We start from the raw sequence: 25,232 nt of genomic DNA on the forward strand, positions 1-25,232 counted from the left end.
TCAGGAGCGCGCCGGGAATCCGGACAGGATCACCGCGTTGCACTCGGCCGCGGCTTGCCGCAGCTTCACCGCCTCCTGGTAGCCCTCGGAGTGGTACCAGGCTCGAGCCGCATCGACGGATTCGAATTCCAATACGACGGTTTGGTTTCCGTGCCAGTCGCCTTCCAGCACCTCATGTTGCGTCTCGACAGCCAGGATCGTGGCGTTGGCCATCGTCGGCCCTGCCGCCTTGCCGTAGGCGACCATGCCCGCGGGGTCCTTGATGGCCTCGGTCAAGATGACATATCCCTTGGGCGCGTTCGCCATTAGCTCTCCTTCGTGGATGAATCGTCGGTGACGTCGTCGATGGCACGTTCCGGGCACTGTTTGATGGCATCGCGAACCGCGCCTTCGAACTGGGCCGGTACCTCGTCGACGGTGACCTCGGAGTATCCGTCATCGTTGATGGCGAACACCTCGGGACAGATCGTGGTGCAGATACCGTGTCCGGCACAGCGATCCGGGTCGACCCAGGCCTTCATCGCGCGGCCCGTTCGACGGCCGGGGTGAACTCCAGATTCAGTTGGATCAAGCCCCGCAGGATGTAGGTCGGGATGTAGCGGAACTGACGCCCGCCGTCAGGACCGTGCAGCTCGTCGGAGATCCTGATGTCGGTGGTGCGGTCCAGCAGCCGCTCGATGGCGATGCAGGTTTCGGCGCGGGCCAGTGGCGAGCCGGGGCAGCTGTGGATGCCGCGCCCGAAGGTGATGTGCTGACGGGCATTCGAGCGGGCCGGATCGAAGGTGTCCGGGTCGGCGAACCGGCGCGGATCCCGGTTCGCCGCGGCGGCCAGCACCATCAGCGTTGTGCCGGCTGGGACGTGAACCCCGCCGATTTCGGAGTCCACCCGGGAGAGGCGGAAGTCGCCCTTGACCGGACTCTCGAAGCGCAACACCTCCTCGATGAAGTTCGGGATGAGGCTGCGGTCGTCACGGAGACGCTGCTGGATGTCCTGCCGCTCACCGATGATCTTCAGCGCCGAGCCGAGCAGTCGTACCGTGGTTTCCTGGCCAGCCGAGTAGACGTTGGCGGCCACCTTGGCCACGTCCATCGGGTCCGGAATGGAACCGTCCGGGAACGTCGCCTCCGCCATGCCGGTCAGCACGTCCTCACGCGGCGCACTGCGTCGGTCGGCGATATAGCCGGCGAAGGTGGCGTAGAGGAACTCCAACGGGCTGTGGGCCAGCGCCTTGGCATCGGTGCTGCCGATCCCACCCCCGGCGTTGCGCTGAATGTTCTTGACGAAGTCATCACGATCTTCATCCGGGACACCGAGCAGGTCCGCGATGACCAGCAGGGTGAACGGAGCCGCGAACCCGCCGATGAATTCACCGGCGCCGGGCGCCAGGAAATCGTCGAGTACCGCATCGGCGAGCTCCCACATGGCGTCCTCGTTCTCCTTGAGGCGCTTGGGGGTGAGCAGTCGCATCAGCAACGCACGGTGGTTGGTATGCGTCGGGGGGTCCAGGGTCGGCAGTTGGTCACTGAACGGCAGTTCGTCGCGGTGCTTGTCGATCAGGCCCGCGACGGTCTCGCCCCCCAGGTCACCGTCGAGCGGGACCGGGAAGCCGGGGAACGGGCCGGTCACCGCGATACACGAGGAGAACACCTCGGCATTGCCGGCCACCGCGCACGCTTCGTCCCAGCCGGTCACCATCGTCACGCCGTGGTGCGGTTCGCGGGTGACCGGCGACCGCTCCCGCAGTGCGCGCAGATAGGGGTACGGGTCGCCGACCACCGCTTGGTCGGTGAAGAAATCGATCGCGTCTGGATCCATCGAGCCGTTCCGCTCCCTCTCACAATCGAGAATCCCATTCTCGTAACCGGTGAACAGAATTTCATACGCCGACGGTGCCGTCAATGTTGACCGAGCCGGCGAGCCCGGCTCAGCTATTCGACCGCGCGGCTTCCATCAACGCATTCGCCTGTCGATCGCCGTCCTTGTGGTGGCTGAGTGCACGGATCTCGACGTCGTGCCCCTCGGCAGCCTTTCGCAGAGCGCCGACGGTGGCCTGCTCGCGGGGAATGTGCGAGAACGGGTCGAAGGAGTACCAGCGCATGGCGTTCTGGTGGGTCATCTTGTTGATGTCGTCATCGGACACGTTGTTGGCGGTCAACACATCCCACAACTCTTCGGGCGCTCCGGGCCACATCGAGTCGCTGTGCGGGTAGTCGGCCTCCCAGGCGATGTTGTCGATGCCGATCAAATGGCGCAGTGCAACACCCACCGGATCGGAGATGAAACAGGTCAGGAAGTGCTCCCGGAACACCTCGGAAGGCACCTTCCCGCCGAAGTCCTGACCGGTCCAGGTCGAATGCATCTCGTAGGTGCGGTCCACGCGCTCCAGGAAGTACGGGATCCACCCGGTGCCACCTTCGGACAGGGCGATCTTGAGGTCCGGATACTGCTTGATCGGCTTGGACCACAACAGATCCGCGGCGGCTTGGACGATATTCATCGGCTGCAGGGTGATCATTACGTCCATCGGCGCATCGGGTGCGGTGATGGCCAGCTTGCCGGATGACCCGATGTGCACATTCAGTACCGTGTCGGTGTCACACAGCGCCTCCCACAGCGGATTCCAGTACTCGTCGTGGAAGCTCGGGTAGCCCATCGCGGCCGGGTTCTCGGTGAACGTCAAGGCGTGCACGCCCTTCTTGGACACCCGCCGCACTTCCTCGGCACACTTTTGGGCATCCCAGATCACCGGGATCGCCATCGGGATGAGGCGCCCGGGATACGCGCCGCACCATTCGTCTATGTGCCAGTCGTTGTAGGCCTGCACCAGCGCCACCGAAAAATCCGCATCGTCGGTGGCGAAGAGTCGGCCGGCGAAACCGGGGAACGAGGGAAAGCAGATCGAGCCCAGAATGCCACCGGCATTCATGTCCTTGACCCGTTCGTCGACGTTGTAGCAACCGGGCCGGATCTCGTCCAGACCCTGCGGCTCGAGCCCGTACTCCTCCTTGGGCCGGCCCGCGACCGCGTTGAGCGCGACGTTGGGGATCACCACGTCACGGAACTGCCACGAATCGGAGCCATCCGGGTTGTGCACCAGCCGTGGCGCGTCATCGAGGTACTTGCGCGGCAGGTGGTTGGCAAACATGTCCGGTGGTTCAACGGTGTGGTCGTCGACGCTGACCAGAATCATGTCGTCCTTGTTCACGGCCATCCTCCGTTCCGGGTGCGGCGGGTAGGCCGCCCCAACGACGTCTCCTTGGAAAACTATCTTCCCGTTTTCGGAGAATCAACCTTCGCACGGACTCCCCACGTCGCGGCGTTCGCGGCGCGACCAGCCGCGCCGAGCACCGTTCCACCCACTCGCCCCACCTGCACAAACGGCGAAGTGTTGACCAATCGAGCCAAACATGGAAATCTGTTGGTCAAATATGAGAATGTGATTCTCATCCACGAGGAGGAACCGATGCGCCTGACCCCGCTACCGGAGTCCCAGTGGGACGATGAGGCGGTCCAGCGCGCCCTGGCCCAGATGCTGACCGCGGATCGGCGCAACTCCCGCGACGCCGGCTCGGCGATGACCATGCTGGTTCACCACCCGAAACTGGCCCGGGCGTTCCTCAAGTTCAATGTCGAACTCCTGTACCGCTCATCGCTGCCCGGCAACCTCCGTGAGCTTGCGATCCTGCGAACTGCCCACCGCCGCGGCTGCGAATACGAGTGGGTGCACCACATCACGATCGGCAAGGAGGCCGGCCTCACCGACTCCGACATCGAAGACCTGCAGCACGGTGCGGGACGTGACGATCTGTACCAAGCCGTGGTGAACGCGGCCGACGAACTCGAAGAGGACTCCCGGCTCTCCCCCGCCACCGAGGCGGTTCTCGCCAAACACCTGGACGAGCAACAACTGATGGAACTCGTCTTCACGGTCGGCTGCTATTCCATGTTGGCCATGGCCTTCAACACCTTTGGCGTTGAACTTGACGAAAAATCCGAATCAGAGAGGTAGTACCGTGGCGCACTTCCCCAAGCCCGCTGCTGGCAGCTGGACGCAGAGCTATCCCGAACTGGGCACCGAGCCAGTCGATTACAGCGATTCGATCGACCCGGCATTCTTCGATGCCGAGCGCGAGGCGGTCTTCAAGCGCATGTGGATCAACGTCGGGCGCGTCGAACGGCTCCCCAAGACCGGCAGCTACTTCACCCGGGAGCTGCCCTCGGTGTGCAAGGGCACCTCGATCATCGTCGTCAAGGGCAAAGACGGCGTCGTGCGGGCCTTCCACAACATCTGCCGCCACCGCGGAAACAAGCTGGTGTGGAATGACTTCCCCAACGAGGAGACCTCCGGTACCTGCCGGCAATTCACCTGCAAGTACCACGCCTGGCGCTACGGCCTGGATGGCGACCTTACCTTCGTCCAGCAGGAGGACGAGTTCTTCAACGTCGACAAGACCGACTACGGCCTGGCAGGCGTGCGCTGCGAAGTATGGGAAGGCTTTATCTTCGTCAACTTCGACGACAACGCCGGGCCGCTCGCCGACTACCTCGGGCCGCTGGCCAAGGGGATCGAGGGCTATCCGTTCGGCGAGATGACCGAGACCTACTCCTACCGCGCCGAAGTCGGCAGCAACTGGAAGCTCTTCATCGACGCGTTCATCGAGTTCTACCACGCGCCGATCCTGCACCAGGGGCAGTACACCAAGGAGGAAGCCGCCAAGATCCAGAAGTTCGGCTACGAGGCGCTGCACTACGAGCTGGCCGGCCCGCACAGCCTGCAGTCGACCTGGGGCGGCCAGGCGCCGCCCCCCGACATGTCTATGGTCAAGCCGTTGGACCAGGTGCTGCGCAGCGGACTGTTCGGCCCGTGGGACAAGCCGGAGCTCATCGCCAACCTCAAGGACCTGCCGCCGGGCGTGAACGTCAAGCGAGTGCCACAGTGGGGCATCGACTCGTGGCTCTTCTACCCGAACTTCATGCTGCTGATCTGGGAGCCAGGCTGGTATCTGACCTACCAGTACTGGCCGACCGCCGTCGACAAGCACACCTTCGAGGCGAACCTGTACTTCGTGCCGCCGAAGAACGCGCGCGAACGCCTGGCCCAGGAGCTGGCCGCCGTCACCTTCAAGGAGTACGCGCTACAGGACGCCAACACCCTGGAAGCCACCCAGACCATGATCGGCACCAAGGCCGTCAAGGACTTCCTGCTGTGCGACCAAGAGATCCTAATCCGCCACCTGCACAAGGTGAACCGCGACTTCGTGAAGGAGTACCAAAGTGCCGCTACCGTCTGAATTCGCCGCCCTGGAACCCCATTTGGGCTGGGATCTGGCTCATGAGCCCGACCGCTATGCCAAGCGGCTGGGATCATCCATGGCCGAGATGCAGGAGTTCTACGACGTCGCGTTCCCGATGCTGGACGACGTCGTGACTTACTGCGACAAGTTCCCGCTGGACGACTTGCCAGATGACGCAAAGACTCTCATGCACATCATGCAATCCCTCGTCATGGTTTCGTTCCCCATCGAGGCATGGAAACAGCCGCGAGTCCCGGACAGCGGCGCGGCGTGGGTGGAACTGCTGAGTGAGCCGGTGATCTAGGGGTGCTGGCGCTCAGGGCGGCAGGGCTTCTCGAGGCCGATTCCGGTGAGATCGTCCGGCCCGGTGTGGTGCACATCGACGGGGACCGGATCGTCGGGGTCGGGGATCGCCCGCCGGGCGGTGCCGAGGCCGATGAGGTCATCGACCTCGGCGACTCGATCCTGCTGCCCGGGTTGATGGACATGGAAGTCAACCTGCTGATGGGCGGCCGTGGCGAGAACCCCGGCCTGTCGCAGGTACAGGATGATCCGCCGACCCGGGTGCTACGTGCGGTAGGCAATGCCCGGCGTACGCTGCGCGCCGGGTTCACCACGGTGCGCAACCTCGGCTTGTTCGTCAAGACCGGCGGATATCTGCTCGACGTGGCGCTGGCCAAGGCGATCGACGGCGGGTGGATCGAGGGGCCGCGCGTGGTGCCGGCCGGGCACGCGATCACCCCCACCGGCGGACACCTGGATCCGACCATGTTCGCGGCGTTCATGCCCGGCGTGCTGGAGCTGACCGTCGAGGAAGGCATCGCCAACGGTGTCGACGAGATCCGCAAGGCGGTTCGCTACCAGATCAAGCACGGCGCGCAGCTGATCAAGGTGTGCTGTTCCGGCGGTGTCATGTCACTGACCGGAGAGGCAGGAGCACAACACTATTCGGACGAAGAACTGCGCGTGATCGTCGACGAGGCACACCGGCGGGGGCTGCGGGTGGCCGCCCATACCCACGGCGCAGAGGCCGTCAAACACGCGGTGGCGTGCGGGATCGACTGCATCGAGCACGGCTTCCTGATGGACGACGAGGCCATCGCGATGCTCGTGGCGAACGACCGCTTCTTGGTCACCACACGGCGGTTGGCCGAGGCCATGGACGTATCCAAGGCCCCCGCCGAACTGCAGGCCAAGGCCGCCGAGATGTTCCCCAAGGCCCGTACCTCGATCAAGGCGGCGTATGAGGCCGGGGTGAAGATCGCCGTCGGCACCGACGCACCGGCGATCCCGCACGGCCGCAATGCCGATGAGCTGGTCACCCTGGTGGATTGGGGCATGCCCCCGGCCGCCGTGCTGCGGGCGGCGACGGTGACTGCCGCCGAGCTCATCAACGCAGCCGACCGGGGCCGCCTGGCCGAGGGTTTGCTGGCCGATGTCATTGCAGTTCCCGGTGATCCGCTGGCCGACATCACCGTCACCCAGAACGTGAACTTCGTCATGAAAGGCGGCAAGGTTTATGTCAACAAGAACTGACGACCTGGTCGAGATCCAACAGACACTGGCCCGCTACGCCGTGACCATCACCCAGGGCGATATCGACGGGCTGGTGGCCGTGTTCACCCCGGACGGTACCTACAGTGCGTTCGGCGAAACCTATTCGCTGGACCGGTTTCCGGTGCTGGTCGATGCAGCGCCCAAGGGCCTGTTCATGACCGGCACCCCGGCGATCGAGTTGGACGGCGACACCGCGACCGGTACCCAGCCGCTGTGCTTCATCGACCACGCCAGCCATGACATGCGGATCGGGTACTACAACGACACCTACGTGCGCACTGTCGACGGCTGGCGGCTGCGGACCCGCAAGATGACATTCATCCGGCGCAGCGGTGCGCACGACGCCGGGCGCCCGCACGCCGTCGGCAGGCCCGAAGCCGGATGAGTGCACTGCACGATCCCGCTGAGTTCCGCGCCCAACTACGCGCCTGGCTCGAATCCAACGATCTGACACCGTCTGCCGAACATTGCCTGAAGGCACACCTGCATCAGTTCGCCCGGGTGCAGCAGTCTCTCTACGAAGCCGGATGGAGTCGCTACGGCTGGCCCGAGCACGCCGGCGGCCTCGGCGGCCCGGCCATGCTGCGTGCCATCGTGGGCGAAGAGGTGGTCGGGCGGCGCCTGGTGGAACCGGGCCCCTACTCCATGCTCGAGGTGCTGGCACCGACGATGATCGACTACGCCACCCCCGAGCTGGCCGCTGAGATGGTCCCCAAGCTGCTCAGCGGCAAGGAACAGTGGTGCCAAGGCTTTTCCGAACCAGGTTCCGGAAGCGATCTGGCATCGCTGAGCACCCGCGCCACCTCGCGCGGTGACCAGTGGGTGATCAATGGCCAGAAGGTCTGGACCAGCTTCGCCCAGTATTCGCAGCGCTGCATCCTGCTCACTCGCACCGGGAACGCCGATACGCCGAATCACCAGGCGATCACCGCGTTCTTCGTCGACATGGACACCCCCGGTATCGAGGTGCGCCCGCTGCGCACCATGCACGGCGTCGACGAGTTCTGCGAGGTGTACTTCGATGATGTCGTCGTCGACGGCTCGCGCATGCTCGGCAAGCCCGGCGACGGCTGGCAGCTGGCCATGGATCTGCTGCCCTATGAGCGCTCCACCTGTTTCTGGCAGCGCATCGCCTACCTGTACTCGCGCTTCGATGCGCTGATTGCCGAGGTGAAGCGGCAGGGCGCCGCGGTCGACAATGACCTGGGGGCGGTGTATCTGGCGTTGCATACCCTGCGTTGCCGCTCCCGTGCCACCCAGCACCGGCTGGCCGACGGCCATCGGCTGGGCCCGGACACCTCCATCGACAAGGTGCTGCTGGCCACCGCCGAACAATTGCTCTACGACACCGCACGCGACCTGCTGGCGGGCGTCGTCGAACTGGACGAGGGCGAGTGGCGCGCGGAGTACCTGTACTCCCGAGCGGCCACCATCTACGGCGGCACCGCCGAGGTTCAGCGCAACATCATCGCCCGTCGACTGCTCGATCTGCCGAAGGAGTGACGATGACCACCGGAATGGACGCCGCCTCGCTCGTCCTGCTGGAAGACGCACTGCGCAAGACCATGACCTCTTCGTCCGGCGCTGCGCTGGACCGATCCCTGGCCGAACTCGGTTGGGCGGAAATGCTTTCCGAAGAACCGGATTTGGCGATCCCACTGGTGTTCCGGTTGCTCGGAGAGACCGGGGCGCACGCCTCGGTGATCAACGACGTGATCCTGGAGACCATCGGCGGCCTGCCCGGCGGTACTCCCCCGATGCCCTATGCCGGTGGCCGCTGGGTGATCTGGGAGCGCAGCGAACGCGACGGCAATCCCGTCCTCGGCGGGCTGCCACTGCTGGAAGTACCCGGCGGGGAACTCATGCGCCTGGGTGAGGCGCGCCGCGCGTTGGGATGGTGGCTGGTCGGTTCGGCGCGGGCAATGCTGGCCCTGGCCCGCCGGCATGCCCTGGACCGGATGCAGTTCGGCAAACCGATCGCCTCCTTCCAGGCCATTCGGCATCGGCTCGCCGAAACCCTTGTCGCCATCGAGGGCGCCGAGGCCACCCTGACCGTGCCTGTCATCGACAGCCCGGATCTGACCGCCATGCTGGCTAAGGCCGCCGCGGGCAAGGCCGCACTGACCGCAGCCAAGCACTGCCAGCAGGTGCTCGCCGGCGTCGGTTTCACCGAGGAACACGATCTGCACCGCCATATCGAGCGGGTACTGGTGCTCGACGGGTTGCTCGGCAATGCCCGTGAATTGACCCGCCAGGTCGGCGGCGGCCTGCGGGCCCGCGGCTCGGCGCCCCGCATGGTCGAACTCTGACATTCGGCGAGTGGGAATCATGCGACGTGACACGCCGTTGCGGCGTCGCTGAATTCCCACTCGCGAGGTAGCGAGGCAGTTGGGCTATCCCCGCGGTAGGCCGAGCACCCGTTGCGCGATGATGTTGCGCTGGATCTCCGAGGTGCCGCCCGCAATAGTTCCCGAGAAGCTGCGCAGGTATCGGTCGAACCAGCTGCCGGAGGCGTGATCCTCGTTGAGCGGCATATAAGTACCGGAGCTGGCGGGGTGGGTCAGGCCGGCGGCACCCGCGTTGTCGAGCGCGTGTTCCGCGGCGTTCTGCACGGCTTCTGAACCCAGCAGCTTGAGCACCGACAGGGCGGGCACGTCCTGCTCACCGCGCGCGGCCTGCGCCAGCGCTACCGAGCCGAGCAACCGCAGCGCCTCGTTGTCCATCAGCAGCGTGGCGAAGCGGTCGCGGTCCAGCGCACCGGCGGGACGGAAGTCATGGATCAGATCGCGCAGCCGGTCGGCGAAGCTCATCCACAGCAGCGTGCGTTCGTGCCCGAGTGAGCCGTTGGCCACTCCCCAACCGCCGTTGAGCGGCCCCACCAAGTTCTCGGCGGGCACCTGGACGTCGGTGAAGAACACCTCGTTGAAGTCGATGTCGTTGTGCGCGCAGGCCGACGCAAAGGGCCGTCGCACAACGCCTTCGGTGTCGGTGGGGATCAGCAGCACACTGATGCCCTTATGTTTAGGCGCATCCGGATCGGTGCGCACAAACGTCAGCAGCACATCGGCATCGTGGGCGCCGGAGGTCCAGACCTTCTGTCCATTGACCACGAAATGGTCGCCATCGAGCACCGCCCGGGTCTGCAGGCCGGCCAGGTCCGATCCGGCACCAGGCTCGCTCATCCCCAGCGACGCGGTGATCTCGGCCCGCAGAATCGGTACCGCCCACCGATGTTTCTGCTCCTCGGTGCCGAACGACAACAACGACGCGGCGATGATGCCGACCCCTTGCGGGTTGAAACTGGGGTAGATGCGCCGGCGGGACAGTTCTTCGGAGTGCACGTACTGCTGCAGAATCGTCGCGTTGCGGCCGCCGAATTCGGGCGGATTCGCGGGCAGCAGCCAGCCGTTGTCGAACAACAGTCGCTGCCAGCGGCGGGCCCAGTCCGGCACGTCCGAGCACGAATGCGACCGTTCCAACGCCTCGGCGTCGGTGGGCAGATGCTCGTCCAGGAACGCCGAGAACTCGGCCCGGAAGTTCTCGACTTCAGGATCAAAGGTCAGCTGCATGGGCGAACTCCTCGGCTCGGGCGCCCCCGGGATACCCGTTTCGAACGCGGCTGGCGATCTTGCTCGTCCGCTTCCCTAGACGCGGAGATGAGAATATCATTCTCGAATGGAGAAGTTACGATCTCTGAATCGTCGCCCCCACGCCGGTGTGCCGTACCACCGGCGCCTTTACGTCCAGTACAGTTGCGCCATGTCTCGGCCACCGCAGCGTCCGGAACGCCGGTGACCAATCCGAGCGAAGAACCCGCCTGGAAGCAGCGCGCGGTCGAACGCTCAATCAAGACGGCGAAGATCCGCGCGGCGCAACGCGTCCAGCGGTTTCTGGATGCCGCGCAGTCGATCATCATCGAAAAGGGCAGCACTGACTTCACCGTCCAAGAGGTCGTGGACCGCTCGCGCCAGTCCCTGCGCAGCTTCTACCTCCAGTTCGACGGCAAGCACGAGCTGCTGCTGGCGCTCTTCGAAGACGCCCTGAGCCGCGCCGCCGATCAGATCCGCGCCGCCACGGCCAATCAGTCCGATCCAGTGGAGCGGCTCAAGGTCGCCGTTGAGTTGTTGTTCGAGTCGTCCCGCCCGGACCCGGCCGCCAAACGGCCGCTCTTCACCGACTTCGCCCCGACCCTGTTGCTGACCCACCCCGTCGAGGTCCGGGTCGCCCACACACCACTGTTGGAGTTGCTCGCAGAGCTGACCGAACAAGCCGCCGACGCCGGCCGGCTGCGCACCGGCGCCAACCCCCGGCGGGTGGCGGCCATGATCATGCAGACGGTCATGTTCAACGCCCAATCCAGCCCGGCCTCAGCCGATCCGGCGGTCAACCCGCTGACCGCCGAGGAAGTCTGGGACTTCTGCGCGCACGGCTTCGGACGCAACTGAGCCGGTCGACTGACCCCCGCAAAACACGTCGACGACTCCGCTGAGCAAAATCAGACTGCGGCCATGGCAGCGCGCAGGAAGAGCGACCTCACCGATCTGAGTGCCATGTCGGAGCTGGCCGATGACGGCGACGGTCGCGTCTCGGGCACCCTGGGGCTGGCGACGATGGTGGTGCTGGCCGGAACCGCGCCGTGGGTCTTCGTCAACGCCATGGTGGAGACCCGTCAGGGCCAGGATGCCGATCGCAGCGCCGAACAGATCGATCTGCTGATGCGGGCGATCAGGGCCGGCGTGCGCGAACAGCACGACGCCGACTGAGCCGCCACACGGCGACCCGCTTCACCCGGCTCCGCCGCGCTCGCGATCGCCTGAGCCGCCACACGGCGACCCGCTTCGCCCGGCTCCGCCGCGCTCGCGATCGCCTGAGCCGCAGACCACCGCGAACCCTAGACATCGGCTGGGGAACCACATACCCTCGTGCAAACGCAATTATCCGAATGCGAGAAGGGGATTATCCATGTCGGTGCAGACGGTGTTGGACGACATTCGTAAGGTCCCCGGCACCGGAGACGTGATTCCGATCATCGATCCGGCCACTGAAGAGCAGCTGACCGAGTTCACCGACTGCGGACCCGAAGCGGTCAACGACGCCGTCGCCCGGGCCAAGGCCACCGCCGAGTCCGGGGTGTGGTCGCAGATGGCCGACTACGACCGGGCCAAGGTGCTGTGGAAAGTCGCCGACCTCATCGACGAGAACGCCGAGATCCTGGCCGAACTCGAGTCGGTCAACGCCGGCATTCCGGCCTCCCAGGCCGCGATCATCACCAAGGTGGGCTCGGAGTGGTTCCGCTACTACGCCGGCTGGTGTACCAAGATCGACGGCATCGCACGGGATGTGAACACCGGTGGCCTGACCGGCATCGAGTCGCATCAGCACGTCTACACGCTGCGCGAGCCCTATGACGTGGTGGGCCTGATCTTCCCGTGGAACGGACCGGTCTTCAACTTCTGCGCCAAGCTGGCGCCGTCACTGGCCGCGGGCTGCAGCAGTGTCGTCAAGCCGGCCGAAGAGACCCCGCTGTCGGCGCTGGTCCTCGACCGGATCCTGAGCGAGGCCGGCGTTCCCGACGGCGTGGTCAACATGGTGCTGGGCTACGGCCACACCGCCGGTGCGGCGATCACCGCGCACCCCGACGTGGACAAGGTCGCGTTCACCGGGTCCACCGAAGTCGGTCGTGAGATCGTGCGCTCCTCTGCCGCAAGCAATCTCAACAAGATCACCCTGGAACTCGGCGGCAAGTCGCCGGTGATGATCTTCGACGACGCCGACCTCGACATGGCCATCACCATGGCCGCGTTCGGAACCTTCGTGCACTCCGGGCAGGCCTGCGTATGCGGCTCGCGCGTGTTCGTCCAGCGCGGTGTCTACGAGCGCGTGGTCGAGGGCCTGGCGAACATGGCCAACATGATGAAGCTCGGTGGCCCCAAGGAAGAGGGCGCCATGGCAGGTCCGCTGATCAGCCAGAAGCAGCTGACCCGGGTGCTCGGCTACTTGGAACAGGGCAAGGCCGACGGCAATGAGTTCGTCACCGGCGGCCACCGGCTGGACCGCAAGGGCTACTTCGTGCATCCCACCGTGGTCACAGGCGTCGACCCCGATTCCAGCCGGCTGTTCCAGGAGGAGATCTTCGGGCCGGTGGTCACGGTGCTGCCGTTCGACGACGAAGACGAGGCGATAGCCCTGGCCAACAACAGCAGCTACGGGCTGGCCGCGACCGCCTGGACGTCCAACCTGGGCCGCGCGCACCGACTGGCCAAGCGGCTCAAGGCCGGAACGGTCGGGCTGAACTGTCAGATGCAGTTCGACCACTCGATGCCGTTCGGCGGCTACAAGCAGTCCGGCTGGGGATACGAATCCGGCAAGGCGGGCATCGAAACCTATCTCCAGACGAAGATCGTCTGGGCGCAGATGTAGCAGCGGAACGCGATAACGACATGGTTCACTCCCCCGCCTCCCCTTACCGGGTCGTCCAGTGGACGACCGGCAACGTCGGCAGGAGCTCCGTTCGGGCGATCGCAGGCAACCCGAACTACGACCTCGTCGGCCTCTTCGCATGGTCGGACGACAAGGTCGGCCGCGACGCCGGCGAGCTGGCCGGCATCGACCCGCTCGGCGTCACCGCGACCAACGACGCCGCGGCGCTGCTGGCACTCAAGCCAGACTGCGTCGTCTACAACCCGATGTGGATCAACGTCGACGAGCTGGTACAGATCCTCTCGGCGGGCGTGAACGTTGTGACGTCAGCATCTTTCATCACCGGCCATAACCTCGGCGACGACCGAGCCCGGCTCGATGAGGCGTGCCGCAAGGGTGGCTCCACCCTGTTCGGGTCCGGAGTCAGCCCGGGCTTCGCCGAACTGTTGGCGATCGTGGCGGCGACGGCATGCGACCGGGTCGACAAGATCACCATCACCGAGACGGCCGACACCACCCTCTACGACTCTCCCGACACCGAGCGGCCGGTGGGTTTCGGCGCTGCGATCGACGATCCCGACCTGGAGCCGATGGCCGCCCGCGGCACGGCTGTCTTCGCCGAGGCGGTCCGGCTGGTCGCCGACGCGATGGGCGTCGAGCTCGATGAGATCACCTGCTCGTGCGAATACGCCCAGACCACCACGGATCTATCGATGGCATCCTGGACGATCCCGGCCGGGCATGTGGCCGGGGTGTTCGCCAGCTGGCAGGGGATCGTCAATGGCCAATGCGTCATCGACATCAACGTGCGGTGGCGCAAGGGTCAAACGCTGGAGCCGGATTGGCAGCTCGACGGCGATGGCTGGAAGATCACCATCGACGGCCGGCCGACGGTCAACATGCAGGTCGGTTTCACTCCACCGCCGGACCTGATCGCCACGGCGAAGTCGCTCGACGATTTCTTCGAGCTCGGCCACATCATGACGGCGATCCCGCCGATCAACGCCATCCCGGCCGTCGTCGCCGCCGAACCCGGGATCGCCACCTACAACGATCTGCCGCTGAACCTGCCCCGATTCCCCGCTCAGAACAGGTAAATCACCAGCACCGCCGTCCACAGCACGGCGAGCCAGCCATCGGTGGCGCGGCGCAACCAGATCGGTGCGGTGCGCACCTCCATGAAGTTGCGGATGATCAACCGAGCCTTGATGGCCGAGAGCGCGATCACGGTGACGGTGATGGGGATGCTGGGCTCGACCGGCCCGGCGTTGTGCCCCGGAGCCAGCCACCAGGCCAGCACGGTGATTCCCACCAGGACAAGCCAGGTTCCGGTGGTCAGACGCTCGGGCCGATGGGTAAGCAACGATTGTGGCTGTGCGGTCACGCCGATTCACCTCATCACGTAGAGCAGTGCGAATATCACGACCCAGAGCAGATCGACCATGTGCCAATAGGTCGCTCCCTGTTCGACCATGCTGACCCGGGCCCGACGCGGATTGCGCAGGTCGCGGATCACCACGCCGAGAATGATCAGGCCCAGGGCCACATGGAACAGATGCACCCCGGTCAGCACGTAGTAGAAGCTGAAGAACGTACTGGAATTGGTGTATCCGGCTTGGATTTCAGCGGTCCATTCATAGACCTTGATGACCGCGAACAGCGCACCGCACACCATTCCTCCACGGACCAGGCCGATGGCGCCGGACCGGTTGCCCGCACGGGCGGCGTGTACACCCTCGACGACAAGCCATGAGCTGGTGATCAGCACAATGGTGTTGACGACGCCGAGGGTGATGTTGAGCTGCTGCTGATCAGCCAGAAACTCCACGGGCGCCTTCGCGCGGAACACCATGTATGCCACGAAATAGCCGCCGAAGATGACCAGATCGCCCAGCACCATGAACCACATGTGTCCGTCGCCGGGCAGGTGGGGCGCCGCACGTCCCACGCCGGTCTGCGCTCGCCGCACGGTCGGTGTCTTCTGGTCAGTCATCACATGCGCCCCCAGTCAGACGGTCAGACGATCGGTGGTGAGTCGATGGGCTCGCGTGCACCCGTCACCTGCAGGAATGCGATCAACGCCCCCAGCCAGACGCAGAACACCACGACCGCGATGTAGAAGGTGATGACCCCGTTCCAGGCGAATGCACCGGAGTCGAACAGCCACAGCTGACTCGCGATCACCTCAGTGACTATCTGCCAGATGCTCACGTAGGCAAACCATTTGGGAAAGATGTTGTTCTTGTCGTAGAAGATCGCGATCGCCAGGCTGAAGTAGGCGGCGGTGAAGCAGCCCAGGGAGCCGTTGTAGGACAGCATCCCCAGGTCGTAGAAGAATCGCACCATCTCCGGGTCACGGTCCGGCCGGAACGCCCCGAGCGAATAGCACAGGATCACCATCTGGAAGCCTGGGACGGCGCCGACCGCCATCCCGCCGATGTAGGCGTAGGCCAGCACCGAACCCGATGTCATCCGCATCATGTGGTAGCCGACCAGGCCGTTGGAGATCGCGGCCCCGCCGGTGATCACCAGCAGCAACACGAAGCCGAAGTGCATGGTCGTCGCGTGCTGGGCGAACCAGTCCTGCATCTGCTGCGGGCCCACGTCGGGCCGGGGCGGCGGTGTCACCCGGCCCAGCAGGCACACCCCCAGGCCCATCAGTCCGTAGAACCCCACGAAGATCCACCACACCACCCGCACATCGGGTTTGCCCGCATCGGGCGGTGGGGTGGCGTCGACGTCGTCGCCGTAGAGCAGGGTGGCGATGTTCACCGCAGCACGCCCTCGGCAACGCCCTGCCGGTACAGGGCATCTCGCAGCGCGAAGAACATCGCGAACACGAATACCGCGAACGCCCCGTTACGCACCCAGAACGAGATGAGACCGTCCCAGGCCAGCGGCCCGGTTTTGAACACGGTCGCCGCGACCGAGGGCAGCATCGCCAACGCGGTGATCACGGACAGATGGGCCACCCAGCGGCCGAAGACCGGATCGGGACCGCGGTCGGCGTAGACGGCGCAGGCCAGCATCGCGAACTGCCCGACGATCATTCCGACCGGTGCGATGAACGACATCCAGGCCAGGTCGTTGAGTGCCTCGACCACCTCGGGGCTGCGGTCGGACCGGAACGCCGCCACCCCGAAGAAGATATTGGACAGCGCGAAAAGCGTTGCGCCGCTGACCACCGCGGCCAAGTATCCGTAGGCGAACACATGACTCTGGGTGGACATCCGTTTCATCTGGCCCACGATCAACACCAGGAACGGCACGATCATGATCCCGCACAGGTTGAACCCGACCATGCTGAGCCGGATCCACGACCGGTGCTGGTCGTAGAACTCGGCAACCTGCGCCGCGGACATGGTCGGTGACATCGGCGGGAAGAACCCCGGGAAGGTCGCGAACAGCGCGAGCAATACCGCGCCGACGACCGGCCCCGACCACAGCAGCACCAACTGCGCCCGGAATGCGGTGGCCTGGGGCGTCTCCTCTGCTTCGGCGATCATCTGCATTCCCGTGATCCCTTCGCTGCTCCCCCGGCGGCCTGTCGGGCGACCACGTGCACCGGAACGTCCCCCTAGCCGATCGACTACCCGAAGATAGCCGAACGGCTATCCGACGGTCAATGCCCCGCGGGAGCCTCGATGAATCGTTTCGTGAGCCGCAGCAATTGGGCACGCAAGGTGTCATCGTCGACGTGGCCCACCAGCGGATGCATTACCCCAACAGCGATGGCACCGGACAACATCGCCGCCGACACCACCGCGTCGTCGCCGGCGTCGCCGACCAGCACGCCGTACAACCGCGCGATGAACTGTTGAAAGGGCTGATGTTCGGCCAACAGCCGGACGATCACCGGATCGAACTGCAGGGTGCTCGCCGCGCCCCGTCGGCGTACCGCCATGTCGATAACGCCGTCGAGCAACACTTCTCGAGCCCGAGGCCGACTCTGCTCGGCTTCGGCGACCTCCAGCGCCTCTTCCAATGCCCCCAGCTCCCGTTCGGTGAGCGCGACGACAATCTCTTCCTTGGTCTTGAACTGGTGGTAGACCGCGGCCTTGGTCACCCCGATCAGGTCGGCGATCATCTGCAGCGACGTTCCGCCGACGCCGTTCTCACCGATCAACTGCAGCGCGGCATCAAGGATGCGCGTCTGCGCCGCGCTGCGGGGAATGAAACGGAACTGGGTAGCGGCCGGAGTGGAAGCCATGCGACGAGGGTAGCCAATCGGCTAGTCAGACAACAGGCGCTCCGCCGCGGAGTAGGGATCGTCGGTCCCGTCGACCACCCGTTCGGTGAGCCGGTCCAGTGCGGGATGGGAGCGCAGCCGGGTCTGAGCCAGTGACAGGATCTGTGCCCGCGCCCGGGCCAGCCGGCGCTCCCGACTGTCGGTGCGGTGGTGGGCTTCGATGGTGTCCACCAGGTGGTCGAGGCCGTCGCCGCGCGCGGCGATCAGGGTGAGAATCGGTGCGCCGGTGTGGTGCAACTCGATGCGAAGGTCACGCACGGTCTGCTCGGCACCCTCGCGGTCGGCCTTGTTGACCACCACGATGTCGCCCACTTCCAGCAATCCGGCTTTGGCGGCCTGGACCGCGTCACCGGCGCCGGGATTGAGCACCACGATTGTCGGGTCGGCGATCGCGGCGATCTCGATCTCGGATTGGCCCACCCCGACCGTCTCCAGCAGCAGCACATCGAAGCCGAGCGCGGCGAGCAGCTGGAGGGCCGCGGGCACCGCCTCGGCGAGTCCGCCCAGGTGGCCGCGGGCCGCCACCGACCGGATGAGCACTTCCGGGTCGTTGATGTGGGCCGCCATCCGGATGCGATCGCCCAGCAGGGCGCCGCCGCTGAACGGCGAGGACGGGTCGACGGCAAGCACCGCCACCCGCAGGCCGCGCTGTCGGTAGGCCCCCACCAGAGCAGCGATCGTGGTGGACTTGCCCGCCCCCGGCGGTCCGGTCACCCCGATGACTCGCGTGGCGGCCGGGCCTACGGCGGCCAGGACTTCGGCGCGCCGGCCGCTTTCGACCATGCTGAGCAAGCGGCCGGTGGCACGGACGGAGCCCCCGCGCGCCGCGGCAAGCAACTCGGCAATGGTCATCGACACCGTCAGTTCTTGTTCGTGGTGAGCCGATCGATGATGGCCGCGAAGTCGTCGGTCTTGAAGGACTGGTCTTCGGCCATGTTGGCGAAATCCAGCGTGGCCAGTACCGCACGCTCCAGGTGGATGTTGAGCAGCCGCTTAGTGCTCTCCACCGCTTGGCGGGGCAACTCGGCGATTCTCCTGGCACACGAAATCGCCTCCGCGAGCGGGTCTTCCGCCACGTGATTGGCCAGCCCCAACTCCACTGCCCGAGCCGCCGGAATACGGGCGCCGGTCAGGGCGTACTCCTTGGCCAGCAGCAGGCTCATCTGCAACGGCCAGGTCAGAGGTCCGCCGTCGGCGGCGACCAGACCCACCTGCACATGCGGATCGGCCAGGTAAGCCGACTCCGAGACGTAGACGATGTCGCTCAGCGCCACCAGACTGCAGCCCAGACCAACGGCGGGCCCGTTCACCGCGGCGATCACCGGGGTACGGCAGCGTGCCATGCCCAGCACGATATCGCGGCCGTGCGCAATCGTCTTGGCACGCAATTTCTCATCGCGCCGCAGTTCGTCGAGGTAGGCGAAATCGCCCCCGGCGGAGAACGCCCGCCCGCTGCCGGTCAGCACCGCCGCGCGCGCCCCGTCGTCCTCCTCCAGCCGCGGCCACAGTTTGGCCAGGCCGGTGTGCAGTGCGTCGTTGACGGCATTGAGCGCGTCGGGGCGATTGAGGGTGATGATCCGCAGCGGGCCGTCGGCACGCACGTCGATTTCAGCAGGCATGTCGTACATGTCTCAGACTCCTTCAATAGTCGTGACCCGCTTCACCCGGACTTCGCCCGCGTTCGCGATCACTGCGTCAATAGTCGTGACCCGCTTCACCCGGACTTCGTCCGCGTTCGCGATCACTGCGTCAATAGTCGTGACCCGCTTCACCCGGACTTCGTCCGCGTTCGCGATCACGACGTCAATCCCAGGATTCGGCCGGCAATGATGTTCTTCTGAATCTGCGAGGTTCCGCCCATCACGCTCTGGGCGCGGCTGTACAGGTAGGCGCTGAGCAGATCCGGGTCGTCCACCCCGCCGACCGCCAGCGCGGCGTGGCCGACGGACTGCTCCACCCAGGTCATCAGCAGCTTGTCCAGCGAGCCTTCCGGGCCGTGGCTGAGGCCGTCGAGCTGTTCGGAGAGCCGCCGGCGCACATGCAACCGCAGCATCTCGGTTTCCACTGCCGCCCAAGCCAATTCCTCCGGGACGTCTCCGGCTACGCGCTTCGCCATCTGGCGCACCAGCTTGCCGTAGCGGGCCGAGTACCCCAGGGTCGACGGTTCGCGCTCATGGCCGACCACCGTCATCGCCAGCGCCCAGCCCTCCCCCGGCGCACCGACCATCTGACTCGCCGGCACCCTCGCGCCGTCGAAGAGCACCTGACCGAATTCCGTGGTGACACCGTTGATCATCTGCAGTGGCCGCTGCTCGATTCCGGGCTGGTGCATCGAGATGATGAACGCCGAGATGCCGCGGTGCCGGGGCGCGTCCTTGTCGGTGCGGGCCAACAGCAGACACCAGTCGGCGACGTCGGAGTAACTGGTCCAGATCTTGTGCCCGTGTATGACGTAGTCGTCGCCTTCACGGGTCGCGGTGGTGGTCAGCGAGGCCAGGTCCGAGCCGGCCCCGGGTTCGGAGAAGCCCTGACACCAGCGCTGCGTGCCGTCGATCATGCCGGGCAAGAACCGTTGCTGCAGTTCGGAACTGGCATGGCGGCCCAGCCCGACGACCAGATACCCGAGACTCGGCCGCGGGGGCGCGCCGGCGGCGGCCAGTTCCTCGTCGACGATGACGTCATAGACCGGCGCCAGCTCCTGGCCGCCGAACTCGCGCGGCCAGGACACCCCGAAGAATCCGCCCGCATACAGTGCCTGGTGCCATTCACCCTGGCGTTCCCAGTACTCGTCGTCCCCGGCGGCGGGAAAGCTGCCGGCCCGCTCGGTCAGCCAGGCCCTGAGCTTGCTGCGGAAGTCGGCTTCGGCGGGCGAATCACGAAAGTCCATCTGCGATCTCCCTTATCGTCACGGGCCACAGGCCGGTCGAAGTCAGCGCTCGCCGCAGGTAGGCATGCGCCGCACATTCCCAGGTGTTGCCGATCCCGCCGTGCACCTGGATCGCGGTTTCGCAGACAGTCCGGGCGGCGCGCGCGGAGTAGATCTTGGCGATCCGGGCGGCGCGCACCGCGTCGGCCGCGGGTGCCTCGTCGACGGCCCAAGCCGCGTGTCGCAGCACGCTCACCGAGCCCTCGATCAGCGCCAGTCCCTCGGCGAGCAGGTGGGCGATGGCCTGATAGGAGCCGATGGGTTTGCCGTACTGCTCACGGATCTTGGCGTAGTCGCATGCCAGGCCGTGCGCGCCGCGTGCGGTGCCGACCAGATCGGCGCACGTCGCCGCCAATGCCAGTGCCTGCCAACGCAACGCATCCTCGGCGCCGAGCTCGCCGACCTGCTGCGCCGCACCGGCAAGGTCGGCGACGGGCCGGGTGAGGTCGGCTCCGGTTCGCAAGCCTCCGATCGGGGCGGTCAGCACCGCACGCTCGCGCACCATCACCGCTTGGGCGGCGCCGCGCGCGTCGATGGCGGTGTCACCGACCGCGACGGTGACCGGGCCCTCGCCCAGTGCCACCTGGCGGTGCAGGTCGTCGGCAAGCACCGGGCCGAGGAAAGGCACGTCGACGAGGCCGCGACCGAACTCCTCGGCGACGATCGCCACCTCAACTCCCGATGCGCCGTCGGAACGTAAAGCGCGCCAGCCGGTCTGGGCGACGGCGCGTTCCAGCCGCGCTATCCGACCCGCGTCGTCGAGTTCGGCCACCGAGCCCGGTCCGAGGTCGTCGGCAAGCTTGGCCGCGGCATCTCGCAGTTGGCGCTGCTCGGCATTCAGCCGGACATCCATAGGCGCTCCTTCAGTAGTCGGCGCAACAGCTTTCCGGAAGGCAACCGGGGGATCTCGGGAACGAACACCACCCGGTGCAGACGCTTGTAGGACGCCAGACGGTCACTGACCAGCGCGCACAGCTCGTCGTCGCTGACCGGGGCGCAGAGTGCGACCGCAGCGACGACGGCCTCACCGTCACGCTCGTCGGGCACCCCGAACACACCGCAGTCCGCGACCGCGGGGTGCTCGTGCAGCACCGCCTCGATCTCCGCGGGAGCGACCTGAAAGCCGCGCACCTTGATCATCTCCTTGCAGCGGTCGGTGATCCGCAACCAGCCGCCGGCGTCGAGGTATCCGACGTCGCCGGTGTGAAACCATCCGTCACGCACGGCTTCTGCGGTTGCCGATGCGGGAAGGTAGCCGGCCATCAAGGAAGCGGACCTGACCAGGATCTCGCCGGGAGCACCGGCCGAGAGCTGCTCACCGGTTTCGACATCGACTACCCGCAGCTGCACGCCGGGTACCGGCCGGCCCACGGTGTCCAGGCGCCCGGCGCCGGCGGGACTGCACGCGATCACCGGAAGTTCGCTGGTGCCGTAGGCGGGCACGAAGGGCACGCCGGTGCGCCGGGTGACGGTGTCGGCGACGGCCGCGGTCACCGGGGTGGCGCCCCACATGATGAAACGCAGTGAAGACAGGTCGAACGATTCCAGTTCCGGATGCGCGGCGATAGCCAGGGCGATCGGCGCTACCGCCATCTCCACGGTGATCCGGTCCGCGCCGATCGATTGCAGCATCGCGTCGATGTCGAAGCGCCGGTGCAAGCGCACCCACGCCCCGACGCTCAGCGCGGTCAGGATGTTGAGCAGCCCGAGAATGTGCGACGGTGGAGTGGCCACTTGGATCCGGTCGGCGGCGTTCAGCCCCAACGCATCCCGCCAGTGGTCTACCGCCGCGGCCAGCGAGGCGTGGGTGTGCCGCACGGCCTTGGGCAGCCCGGTGGTGCCGGAGCTGAACACCAGCAGCGCGTCGGAACCGGCCGGTGGTGGATCACCCTCCCAGGTGCCGGCGGGAATCTCGTCGTCCAGGTGCCGCATCGGCATCAGCTCGGCCAGCACCGGCTGGTCACCGAGGGCGCAGCGGGGTTGCACCAGCGCCAGGGCGTGCGCCACCTCGTCGCGCTTCCAGGCGGGGCTGATCAGCGCGACGACGGCCCCCACGCGCCAGATGGCACGCACCGCGATGACGAACTCCGGCCGGTTCGACGACATCAGCGCCACCCGGTCCCCGGCACGCACGCCGTCGGCCACCAGGGCGGCTGCCAGGTCACCGGCCAGCGCGTCGAGCTCGGGCAGGCACCACTGCCGATCCTCGAACGCAAGCACTGCGGTGGACGATCCTGGCGACATTTGAGAAGATCCTATCGGTTTGAGAGAATAGTATTCTCTAAAGCGAAGAACGCAAACCGGAAGGGGTGGGCATGGCGGTCACTCATGTTTTCCAGCGAGCGACCGTGACGCGCATCGTCAAGGAGACGGCCGACGCCTACACCTTCGTGCTGGCGCCACAGGAACCGCCGTTTCCCTACCGGGCCGGTCAGTACTCGACGTTCCAGGTGCGGGTCGACGGTGAGGAGCTGTACCGGTCCTACTCGATGTCGAGCGCTCCGGAGACCGACACCGAGCTGATGACCACGGTCAAGCGTGTTCCCGGCGGCAAGGTGTCGAACTGGTTGCTGGACAACGTCGCTGAAGGCGATGAGCTGGTGATGACCCGCGCGGCGGGGATCTTCTGCCTGCAGGAGTCGACGGCTCCACTGCTGGCGTTCGCCGGCGGCAGCGGGATCACGCCGATCCTGTCGCTGGCCAAGAGCGCGCTGGCGACCACCGACCGCGTCGTGCGGCTGCTCTGCGCCGACCGGGATGCGTCCGCGGCGATCTTCGGGAGCGCGTTGGACGAGCTCGCCGCCCGCTACCCCGGCCGACTGACCGTGCAGCGGCATTGCGACGCCGACGACGGCCTACTGGACGGCGCCGCGGTGGCGGCATTCATCGGCGCCGATGCCGGCGCGGACTGCTACGTATGCGGACCGGCGGGATTCATGGATGTGGTGCGCGCGGCCTGGCCGGGTCCGGGCCGCCTGCTCATCGAGGACTTCGACGTGGCGACCGCCCCGACTCCGGCCGCGGCCCCAGCGACCAGCACCGACGCCGACGCCGACGTGACCGGAACCGTGACGATCCACCTCGGGCGCCAGAAGGAAACGGTGCCGCGGGTCGCTCGCGAGACCCTGCTCGAGAGCGCCCGGCGCGCCGGACTGGCGCCCCCGTTCTCCTGCGAGGCGGGTAACTGCGGCACCTGCATCGCCCACATCACCGAGGGCAGCGCGACCATGCTCAACAACACGGTGCTCGACGACGACGAGGTCGCCGACGGCTACATCCTGACCTGCCAGGGCCTGCCCGAGGGCGGCTCGATCACCGTGCACTACGAGTAGGGCGGCGCGGCCGCGCTCAGCCGGCCGCCCCGTAGCCCAAAGTGCTCTTGGTCTCCAGGTATTCGTGGAATCCCGCGTCGCTCCACTCGCGACCGTTGCCGCTGCGCTTGTAGCCGCCGAACGGTGCGTTCAGGTCGAAGGCGTGGTTGATCGCCACCCACCCGGCCCGGATCCGGCGGGCGATTCCCCGCGCGGCGTCGATGTCGGCACCCGAGACGTAGCCGGCCAGACCGTACTCGGTGTCGTTGGCGATCTCGACGGCCTCGTCGAGATCGTCATAGCCGAGGATGCACAGCACCGGCCCGAAGATCTCTTCGCGCGCGATCGTCATCTGGTTCGTCACACGCGCGAAGACCGTCGGTCGGACGAAGTAACCGGTGTCGAGCCCGTCCGGCCGGCCGGCGCCGCCGGCCGCGACCGTCGCACCCTCGGCGATGCCCTGCTCGATCAGGCCCTGCACCTTGGCGAACTGCGCCGCCGACGCCACCGGTCCGATCGCCTTCGCATCGGCGGGGTCGCCGACCTTCACCTGGCCGGCGACCGCATGGGCGATCGCGATGGCCTCGTCCATCCGCGAGTTCGGCACCAGCATTCGTGACGGCGCGTTACAGCTCTGCCCGGAGTTGACCATCATGGTCGACACCCCGGCGGTGACGCTGTCGACGAACGCGTCGTCGTCGAGCACGATGTTGGCGCTCTTACCGCCCAGCTCCTGGGTCACCCGCTTCACGGTCGGGGCGGCGTTCTCGGCCACCGCGACGCCGGCGCGGGTGGAGCCGGTGAACGACACCATGTCGACGTCCGGGTGCCGCGACAGCGCCGAGCCGACTCCGGGCCCGTCGCCGTTGACCATGTTGTACACGCCGGCCGGAACACCCGCGGCGTCCATGATCTCGGTGAAGATGTACGCCGAGAACGGCGCGACCTCAGAGGGCTTCAGCACCATGGTGCAGCCGGTGGACAACGCCGGGTAGACCTTCACCGCGATCTGGTTCAGCGGCCAGTTCCACGGCGTGATGAGACCACATACTCCGATCGGCTCGCGCTCCACCAGGGTGTCGCCGCGCTGCTCGCTGAACGAGAAGTTCTTCAGCGCATCGATCGCCGTGACGAGATGACCGGCCCCGAGATTGATCTGCACCCCGGCGGCCAAACTGGGCGGCGCCCCCATCTCTTCGCTCACCGCGTCGGCCAGGTCGCCGCTGCGCCGTTGGTACTCGGCGAGGATCGCCTGCAGCAGATCCAGCCGCTCCGCGCGGCTGCTCTGCGACCAGCTGTCAAAGGCCCGCCGGGCCGCGGCGACCGCGAGGTCGACGTCTGCCGCCGTGCCGAGTGCGATCTTCCCACAGACCTTTTCGGTGGCCGGGTTGTCGACGTCGAGCGTCTTCGATTCGGCCGGGTCCACCCACCGGCCGTCGATGTAGAACTGGGTGTATTCGCGCATCACAACACT

General features: G+C 66.4%; 29 protein-coding genes. 12 read left to right on the forward strand and 17 right to left on the reverse strand.

Features of this window, described 5'->3' with window-relative positions:
• The 4 genes from ACJH71_RS10200 to ACJH71_RS10215 form a co-directional block, all read right to left on the reverse strand.
• Nucleotides 1-306 (reverse strand): DUF1330 domain-containing protein, encoded by a 306-nt coding sequence (locus tag ACJH71_RS10200; RefSeq protein WP_406757884.1) that lies wholly within the window; start codon nt 304-306, stop codon nt 1-3.
• Nucleotides 306-521 carry a ferredoxin gene (locus tag ACJH71_RS10205; protein WP_406757885.1) on the reverse strand — a complete coding sequence of 72 codons (216 nt, stop codon included), beginning with the start codon at nt 519-521 and terminating at the stop codon, nt 306-308. Before ACJH71_RS10205 ends, ACJH71_RS10200 begins: the two co-directional genes overlap by 1 nt.
• Nucleotides 518-1,816: a cytochrome P450 gene (locus ACJH71_RS10210; protein WP_406757886.1), complete on the reverse strand. Its 1,299-nt coding sequence runs from the start codon at nt 1,814-1,816 to the stop codon at nt 518-520. Before ACJH71_RS10210 ends, ACJH71_RS10205 begins: the two co-directional genes overlap by 4 nt.
• Before the next feature lie 109 nt (nt 1,817-1,925).
• The gene (locus ACJH71_RS10215) at nt 1,926-3,206 is read right to left on the reverse strand and encodes an amidohydrolase family protein (protein WP_406757887.1); all 1,281 of its coding nucleotides are present in this window, start codon (nt 3,204-3,206) and stop codon (nt 1,926-1,928) included.
• Between the two features lie 258 nt (nt 3,207-3,464).
• On the opposite strand from ACJH71_RS10215, the gene ACJH71_RS10220 reads away from it, so the two are divergent.
• From ACJH71_RS10220 to ACJH71_RS10250, 7 genes are read left to right on the forward strand one after another with little or no spacing between them, the layout of a single operon-like run.
• Nucleotides 3,465-4,010, forward strand: a complete 546-nt coding sequence (locus tag ACJH71_RS10220; RefSeq protein WP_406757933.1) for a carboxymuconolactone decarboxylase family protein — start codon at nt 3,465-3,467, stop codon at nt 4,008-4,010.
• Between the two features lie 4 nt (nt 4,011-4,014).
• The gene (locus tag ACJH71_RS10225) at nt 4,015-5,292 is read left to right on the forward strand and encodes an SRPBCC family protein (RefSeq protein WP_406757888.1); all 1,278 of its coding nucleotides are present in this window, start codon (nt 4,015-4,017) and stop codon (nt 5,290-5,292) included.
• On the forward strand, nt 5,276-5,599 hold the full coding sequence (locus tag ACJH71_RS10230; RefSeq protein WP_406757889.1) for a hypothetical protein: 324 nt from the start codon (nt 5,276-5,278) through the stop codon (nt 5,597-5,599). The genes ACJH71_RS10225 and ACJH71_RS10230 overlap by 17 nt, the downstream gene beginning before the upstream one ends.
• Nucleotides 5,600-5,601: 2 nt before the next feature.
• The gene (locus ACJH71_RS10235; protein WP_406757890.1) at nt 5,602-6,831 is read left to right on the forward strand and encodes an amidohydrolase family protein; all 1,230 of its coding nucleotides are present in this window, start codon (nt 5,602-5,604) and stop codon (nt 6,829-6,831) included.
• Complete coding sequence (locus tag ACJH71_RS10240) at nt 6,815-7,237, forward strand: nuclear transport factor 2 family protein (protein ID WP_406757891.1); 423 nt, start codon at nt 6,815-6,817, stop codon at nt 7,235-7,237. The genes ACJH71_RS10235 and ACJH71_RS10240 overlap by 17 nt, the downstream gene beginning before the upstream one ends.
• Nucleotides 7,234-8,355 carry an acyl-CoA dehydrogenase family protein gene (locus ACJH71_RS10245; protein WP_406757892.1) on the forward strand — a complete coding sequence of 374 codons (1,122 nt, stop codon included), beginning with the start codon at nt 7,234-7,236 and terminating at the stop codon, nt 8,353-8,355. The genes ACJH71_RS10240 and ACJH71_RS10245 overlap by 4 nt, the downstream gene beginning before the upstream one ends.
• Before the next feature lie 2 nt (nt 8,356-8,357).
• Nucleotides 8,358-9,161: an acyl-CoA dehydrogenase family protein gene (locus ACJH71_RS10250; protein WP_406757893.1), complete on the forward strand. Its 804-nt coding sequence runs from the start codon at nt 8,358-8,360 to the stop codon at nt 9,159-9,161.
• Between the two features lie 84 nt (nt 9,162-9,245).
• Here the strand turns inward: ACJH71_RS10250 and ACJH71_RS10255 are convergent, their stop codons facing one another.
• Entirely contained in the window at nt 9,246-10,421 is a 1,176-nt protein-coding gene (locus tag ACJH71_RS10255) for an acyl-CoA dehydrogenase family protein (RefSeq protein WP_406757894.1), read from the reverse strand.
• Between the two features lie 222 nt (nt 10,422-10,643).
• Here ACJH71_RS10255 and ACJH71_RS10260 point away from each other — a divergent pair, with 222 nt between their 5' ends.
• From ACJH71_RS10260 to ACJH71_RS10275, 4 genes are all read left to right on the forward strand, one after another.
• Entirely contained in the window at nt 10,644-11,297 is a 654-nt protein-coding gene (locus tag ACJH71_RS10260; protein WP_406757895.1) for a TetR/AcrR family transcriptional regulator, read from the forward strand.
• A 63-nt stretch (nt 11,298-11,360) separates the two neighbouring features.
• Nucleotides 11,361-11,615, forward strand: coding sequence for a hypothetical protein (locus tag ACJH71_RS10265; protein ID WP_406757896.1), 255 nt, complete (start codon nt 11,361-11,363; stop codon nt 11,613-11,615).
• A gap of 199 nt (nt 11,616-11,814) precedes the next feature.
• On the forward strand, nt 11,815-13,272 hold the full coding sequence (locus ACJH71_RS10270) for an aldehyde dehydrogenase family protein (protein WP_406757897.1): 1,458 nt from the start codon (nt 11,815-11,817) through the stop codon (nt 13,270-13,272).
• A 20-nt stretch (nt 13,273-13,292) separates the two neighbouring features.
• The gene (locus tag ACJH71_RS10275; RefSeq protein ID WP_406757898.1) at nt 13,293-14,369 is read left to right on the forward strand and encodes a dihydrodipicolinate reductase; all 1,077 of its coding nucleotides are present in this window, start codon (nt 13,293-13,295) and stop codon (nt 14,367-14,369) included.
• Here ACJH71_RS10275 and ACJH71_RS10280 read toward each other — a convergent pair.
• The 11 genes from ACJH71_RS10280 to ACJH71_RS10330 form a co-directional block, all read right to left on the reverse strand.
• Complete coding sequence (locus ACJH71_RS10280; protein WP_406757899.1) at nt 14,357-14,656, reverse strand: cytochrome C oxidase subunit IV family protein; 300 nt, start codon at nt 14,654-14,656, stop codon at nt 14,357-14,359. The genes ACJH71_RS10275 and ACJH71_RS10280 overlap by 13 nt on opposite strands.
• 6 nt (nt 14,657-14,662) lie before the next feature.
• Nucleotides 14,663-15,265 carry a cytochrome c oxidase subunit 3 family protein gene (locus ACJH71_RS10285; protein WP_406757900.1) on the reverse strand — a complete coding sequence of 201 codons (603 nt, stop codon included), beginning with the start codon at nt 15,263-15,265 and terminating at the stop codon, nt 14,663-14,665.
• Nucleotides 15,266-15,288: 23 nt separating this feature from the next.
• Nucleotides 15,289-16,038: a hypothetical protein gene (locus ACJH71_RS10290; RefSeq protein WP_406757934.1), complete on the reverse strand. Its 750-nt coding sequence runs from the start codon at nt 16,036-16,038 to the stop codon at nt 15,289-15,291.
• Nucleotides 16,039-16,040: 2 nt separating this feature from the next.
• Nucleotides 16,041-16,784 (reverse strand): hypothetical protein, encoded by a 744-nt coding sequence (locus tag ACJH71_RS10295; RefSeq protein WP_406757901.1) that lies wholly within the window; start codon nt 16,782-16,784, stop codon nt 16,041-16,043.
• A gap of 110 nt (nt 16,785-16,894) precedes the next feature.
• On the reverse strand, nt 16,895-17,482 hold the full coding sequence (locus ACJH71_RS10300; RefSeq protein WP_406757902.1) for a TetR/AcrR family transcriptional regulator: 588 nt from the start codon (nt 17,480-17,482) through the stop codon (nt 16,895-16,897).
• A gap of 21 nt (nt 17,483-17,503) precedes the next feature.
• Complete coding sequence (gene meaB, locus ACJH71_RS10305; protein WP_406757903.1) at nt 17,504-18,373, reverse strand: methylmalonyl Co-A mutase-associated GTPase MeaB; 870 nt, start codon at nt 18,371-18,373, stop codon at nt 17,504-17,506.
• 8 nt (nt 18,374-18,381) lie between these two features.
• Nucleotides 18,382-19,149: an enoyl-CoA hydratase/isomerase family protein gene (locus tag ACJH71_RS10310; RefSeq protein WP_406757904.1), complete on the reverse strand. Its 768-nt coding sequence runs from the start codon at nt 19,147-19,149 to the stop codon at nt 18,382-18,384.
• 3 nt (nt 19,150-19,152) lie between these two features.
• On the reverse strand, nt 19,153-19,320 hold the full coding sequence (locus tag ACJH71_RS10315; protein ID WP_406757905.1) for a hypothetical protein: 168 nt from the start codon (nt 19,318-19,320) through the stop codon (nt 19,153-19,155).
• Nucleotides 19,317-20,408 carry an acyl-CoA dehydrogenase family protein gene (locus ACJH71_RS10320; protein WP_406757906.1) on the reverse strand — a complete coding sequence of 364 codons (1,092 nt, stop codon included), beginning with the start codon at nt 20,406-20,408 and terminating at the stop codon, nt 19,317-19,319. The genes ACJH71_RS10315 and ACJH71_RS10320 overlap by 4 nt, the downstream gene beginning before the upstream one ends.
• Complete coding sequence (locus ACJH71_RS10325) at nt 20,395-21,300, reverse strand: acyl-CoA dehydrogenase family protein (RefSeq protein WP_406757907.1); 906 nt, start codon at nt 21,298-21,300, stop codon at nt 20,395-20,397. The genes ACJH71_RS10320 and ACJH71_RS10325 overlap by 14 nt, the downstream gene beginning before the upstream one ends.
• Complete coding sequence (locus ACJH71_RS10330; protein ID WP_406757908.1) at nt 21,285-22,691, reverse strand: class I adenylate-forming enzyme family protein; 1,407 nt, start codon at nt 22,689-22,691, stop codon at nt 21,285-21,287. The genes ACJH71_RS10325 and ACJH71_RS10330 overlap by 16 nt, the downstream gene beginning before the upstream one ends.
• A gap of 71 nt (nt 22,692-22,762) precedes the next feature.
• On the opposite strand from ACJH71_RS10330, the gene ACJH71_RS10335 reads away from it, so the two are divergent.
• Complete coding sequence (locus ACJH71_RS10335) at nt 22,763-23,779, forward strand: 2Fe-2S iron-sulfur cluster-binding protein (RefSeq protein ID WP_406757909.1); 1,017 nt, start codon at nt 22,763-22,765, stop codon at nt 23,777-23,779.
• Nucleotides 23,780-23,795: 16 nt separating this feature from the next.
• On the opposite strand, the gene ACJH71_RS10340 is transcribed toward ACJH71_RS10335, so the two are convergent.
• Nucleotides 23,796-25,223, reverse strand: a complete 1,428-nt coding sequence (locus tag ACJH71_RS10340; RefSeq protein WP_406757910.1) for an aldehyde dehydrogenase family protein — start codon at nt 25,221-25,223, stop codon at nt 23,796-23,798.
• Nucleotides 25,224-25,232: the final 9 nt, after the last annotated feature.

The sequence above is a fragment of the Mycobacterium sp. SMC-15 genome (assembly GCF_045310925.1).
Taxonomy (GTDB): Bacteria; Actinomycetota; Actinomycetes; order Mycobacteriales; family Mycobacteriaceae; genus Mycobacterium.

Coding starts and splice junctions, on each gene's coding strand:
- ACJH71_RS10320 (WP_406757906.1), bottom strand. CDS start 20,408: ATGGACTTTCGTGATTCGCCCGCCGAAGCCGACTTCCGCAGCAAGCTC.
- ACJH71_RS10220 (WP_406757933.1), top strand. CDS start 3,465: ATGCGCCTGACCCCGCTACCGGAGTCCCAGTGGGACGATGAGGCGGTC.
- ACJH71_RS10270 (WP_406757897.1), top strand. CDS start 11,815: ATGTCGGTGCAGACGGTGTTGGACGACATTCGTAAGGTCCCCGGCACC.
- ACJH71_RS10250 (WP_406757893.1), top strand. CDS start 8,358: ATGACCACCGGAATGGACGCCGCCTCGCTCGTCCTGCTGGAAGACGCA.
- ACJH71_RS10255 (WP_406757894.1), bottom strand. CDS start 10,421: ATGCAGCTGACCTTTGATCCTGAAGTCGAGAACTTCCGGGCCGAGTTC.
- ACJH71_RS10325 (WP_406757907.1), bottom strand. CDS start 21,300: ATGGATGTCCGGCTGAATGCCGAGCAGCGCCAACTGCGAGATGCCGCG.
- ACJH71_RS10275 (WP_406757898.1), top strand. CDS start 13,293: ATGGTTCACTCCCCCGCCTCCCCTTACCGGGTCGTCCAGTGGACGACC.
- ACJH71_RS10295 (WP_406757901.1), bottom strand. CDS start 16,784: ATGCAGATGATCGCCGAAGCAGAGGAGACGCCCCAGGCCACCGCATTC.
- ACJH71_RS10210 (WP_406757886.1), bottom strand. CDS start 1,816: ATGGATCCAGACGCGATCGATTTCTTCACCGACCAAGCGGTGGTCGGC.
- ACJH71_RS10205 (WP_406757885.1), bottom strand. CDS start 521: ATGAAGGCCTGGGTCGACCCGGATCGCTGTGCCGGACACGGTATCTGC.
- ACJH71_RS10310 (WP_406757904.1), bottom strand. CDS start 19,149: ATGTACGACATGCCTGCTGAAATCGACGTGCGTGCCGACGGCCCGCTG.
- ACJH71_RS10200 (WP_406757884.1), bottom strand. CDS start 306: ATGGCGAACGCGCCCAAGGGATATGTCATCTTGACCGAGGCCATCAAG.
- meaB (WP_406757903.1), bottom strand. CDS start 18,373: ATGACCATTGCCGAGTTGCTTGCCGCGGCGCGCGGGGGCTCCGTCCGT.
- ACJH71_RS10300 (WP_406757902.1), bottom strand. CDS start 17,482: ATGGCTTCCACTCCGGCCGCTACCCAGTTCCGTTTCATTCCCCGCAGC.
- ACJH71_RS10330 (WP_406757908.1), bottom strand. CDS start 22,691: ATGTCGCCAGGATCGTCCACCGCAGTGCTTGCGTTCGAGGATCGGCAG.
- ACJH71_RS10340 (WP_406757910.1), bottom strand. CDS start 25,223: ATGCGCGAATACACCCAGTTCTACATCGACGGCCGGTGGGTGGACCCG.
- ACJH71_RS10335 (WP_406757909.1), top strand. CDS start 22,763: ATGGCGGTCACTCATGTTTTCCAGCGAGCGACCGTGACGCGCATCGTC.
- ACJH71_RS10265 (WP_406757896.1), top strand. CDS start 11,361: ATGGCAGCGCGCAGGAAGAGCGACCTCACCGATCTGAGTGCCATGTCG.
- ACJH71_RS10245 (WP_406757892.1), top strand. CDS start 7,234: ATGAGTGCACTGCACGATCCCGCTGAGTTCCGCGCCCAACTACGCGCC.
- ACJH71_RS10240 (WP_406757891.1), top strand. CDS start 6,815: ATGTCAACAAGAACTGACGACCTGGTCGAGATCCAACAGACACTGGCC.
- ACJH71_RS10285 (WP_406757900.1), bottom strand. CDS start 15,265: ATGACTGACCAGAAGACACCGACCGTGCGGCGAGCGCAGACCGGCGTG.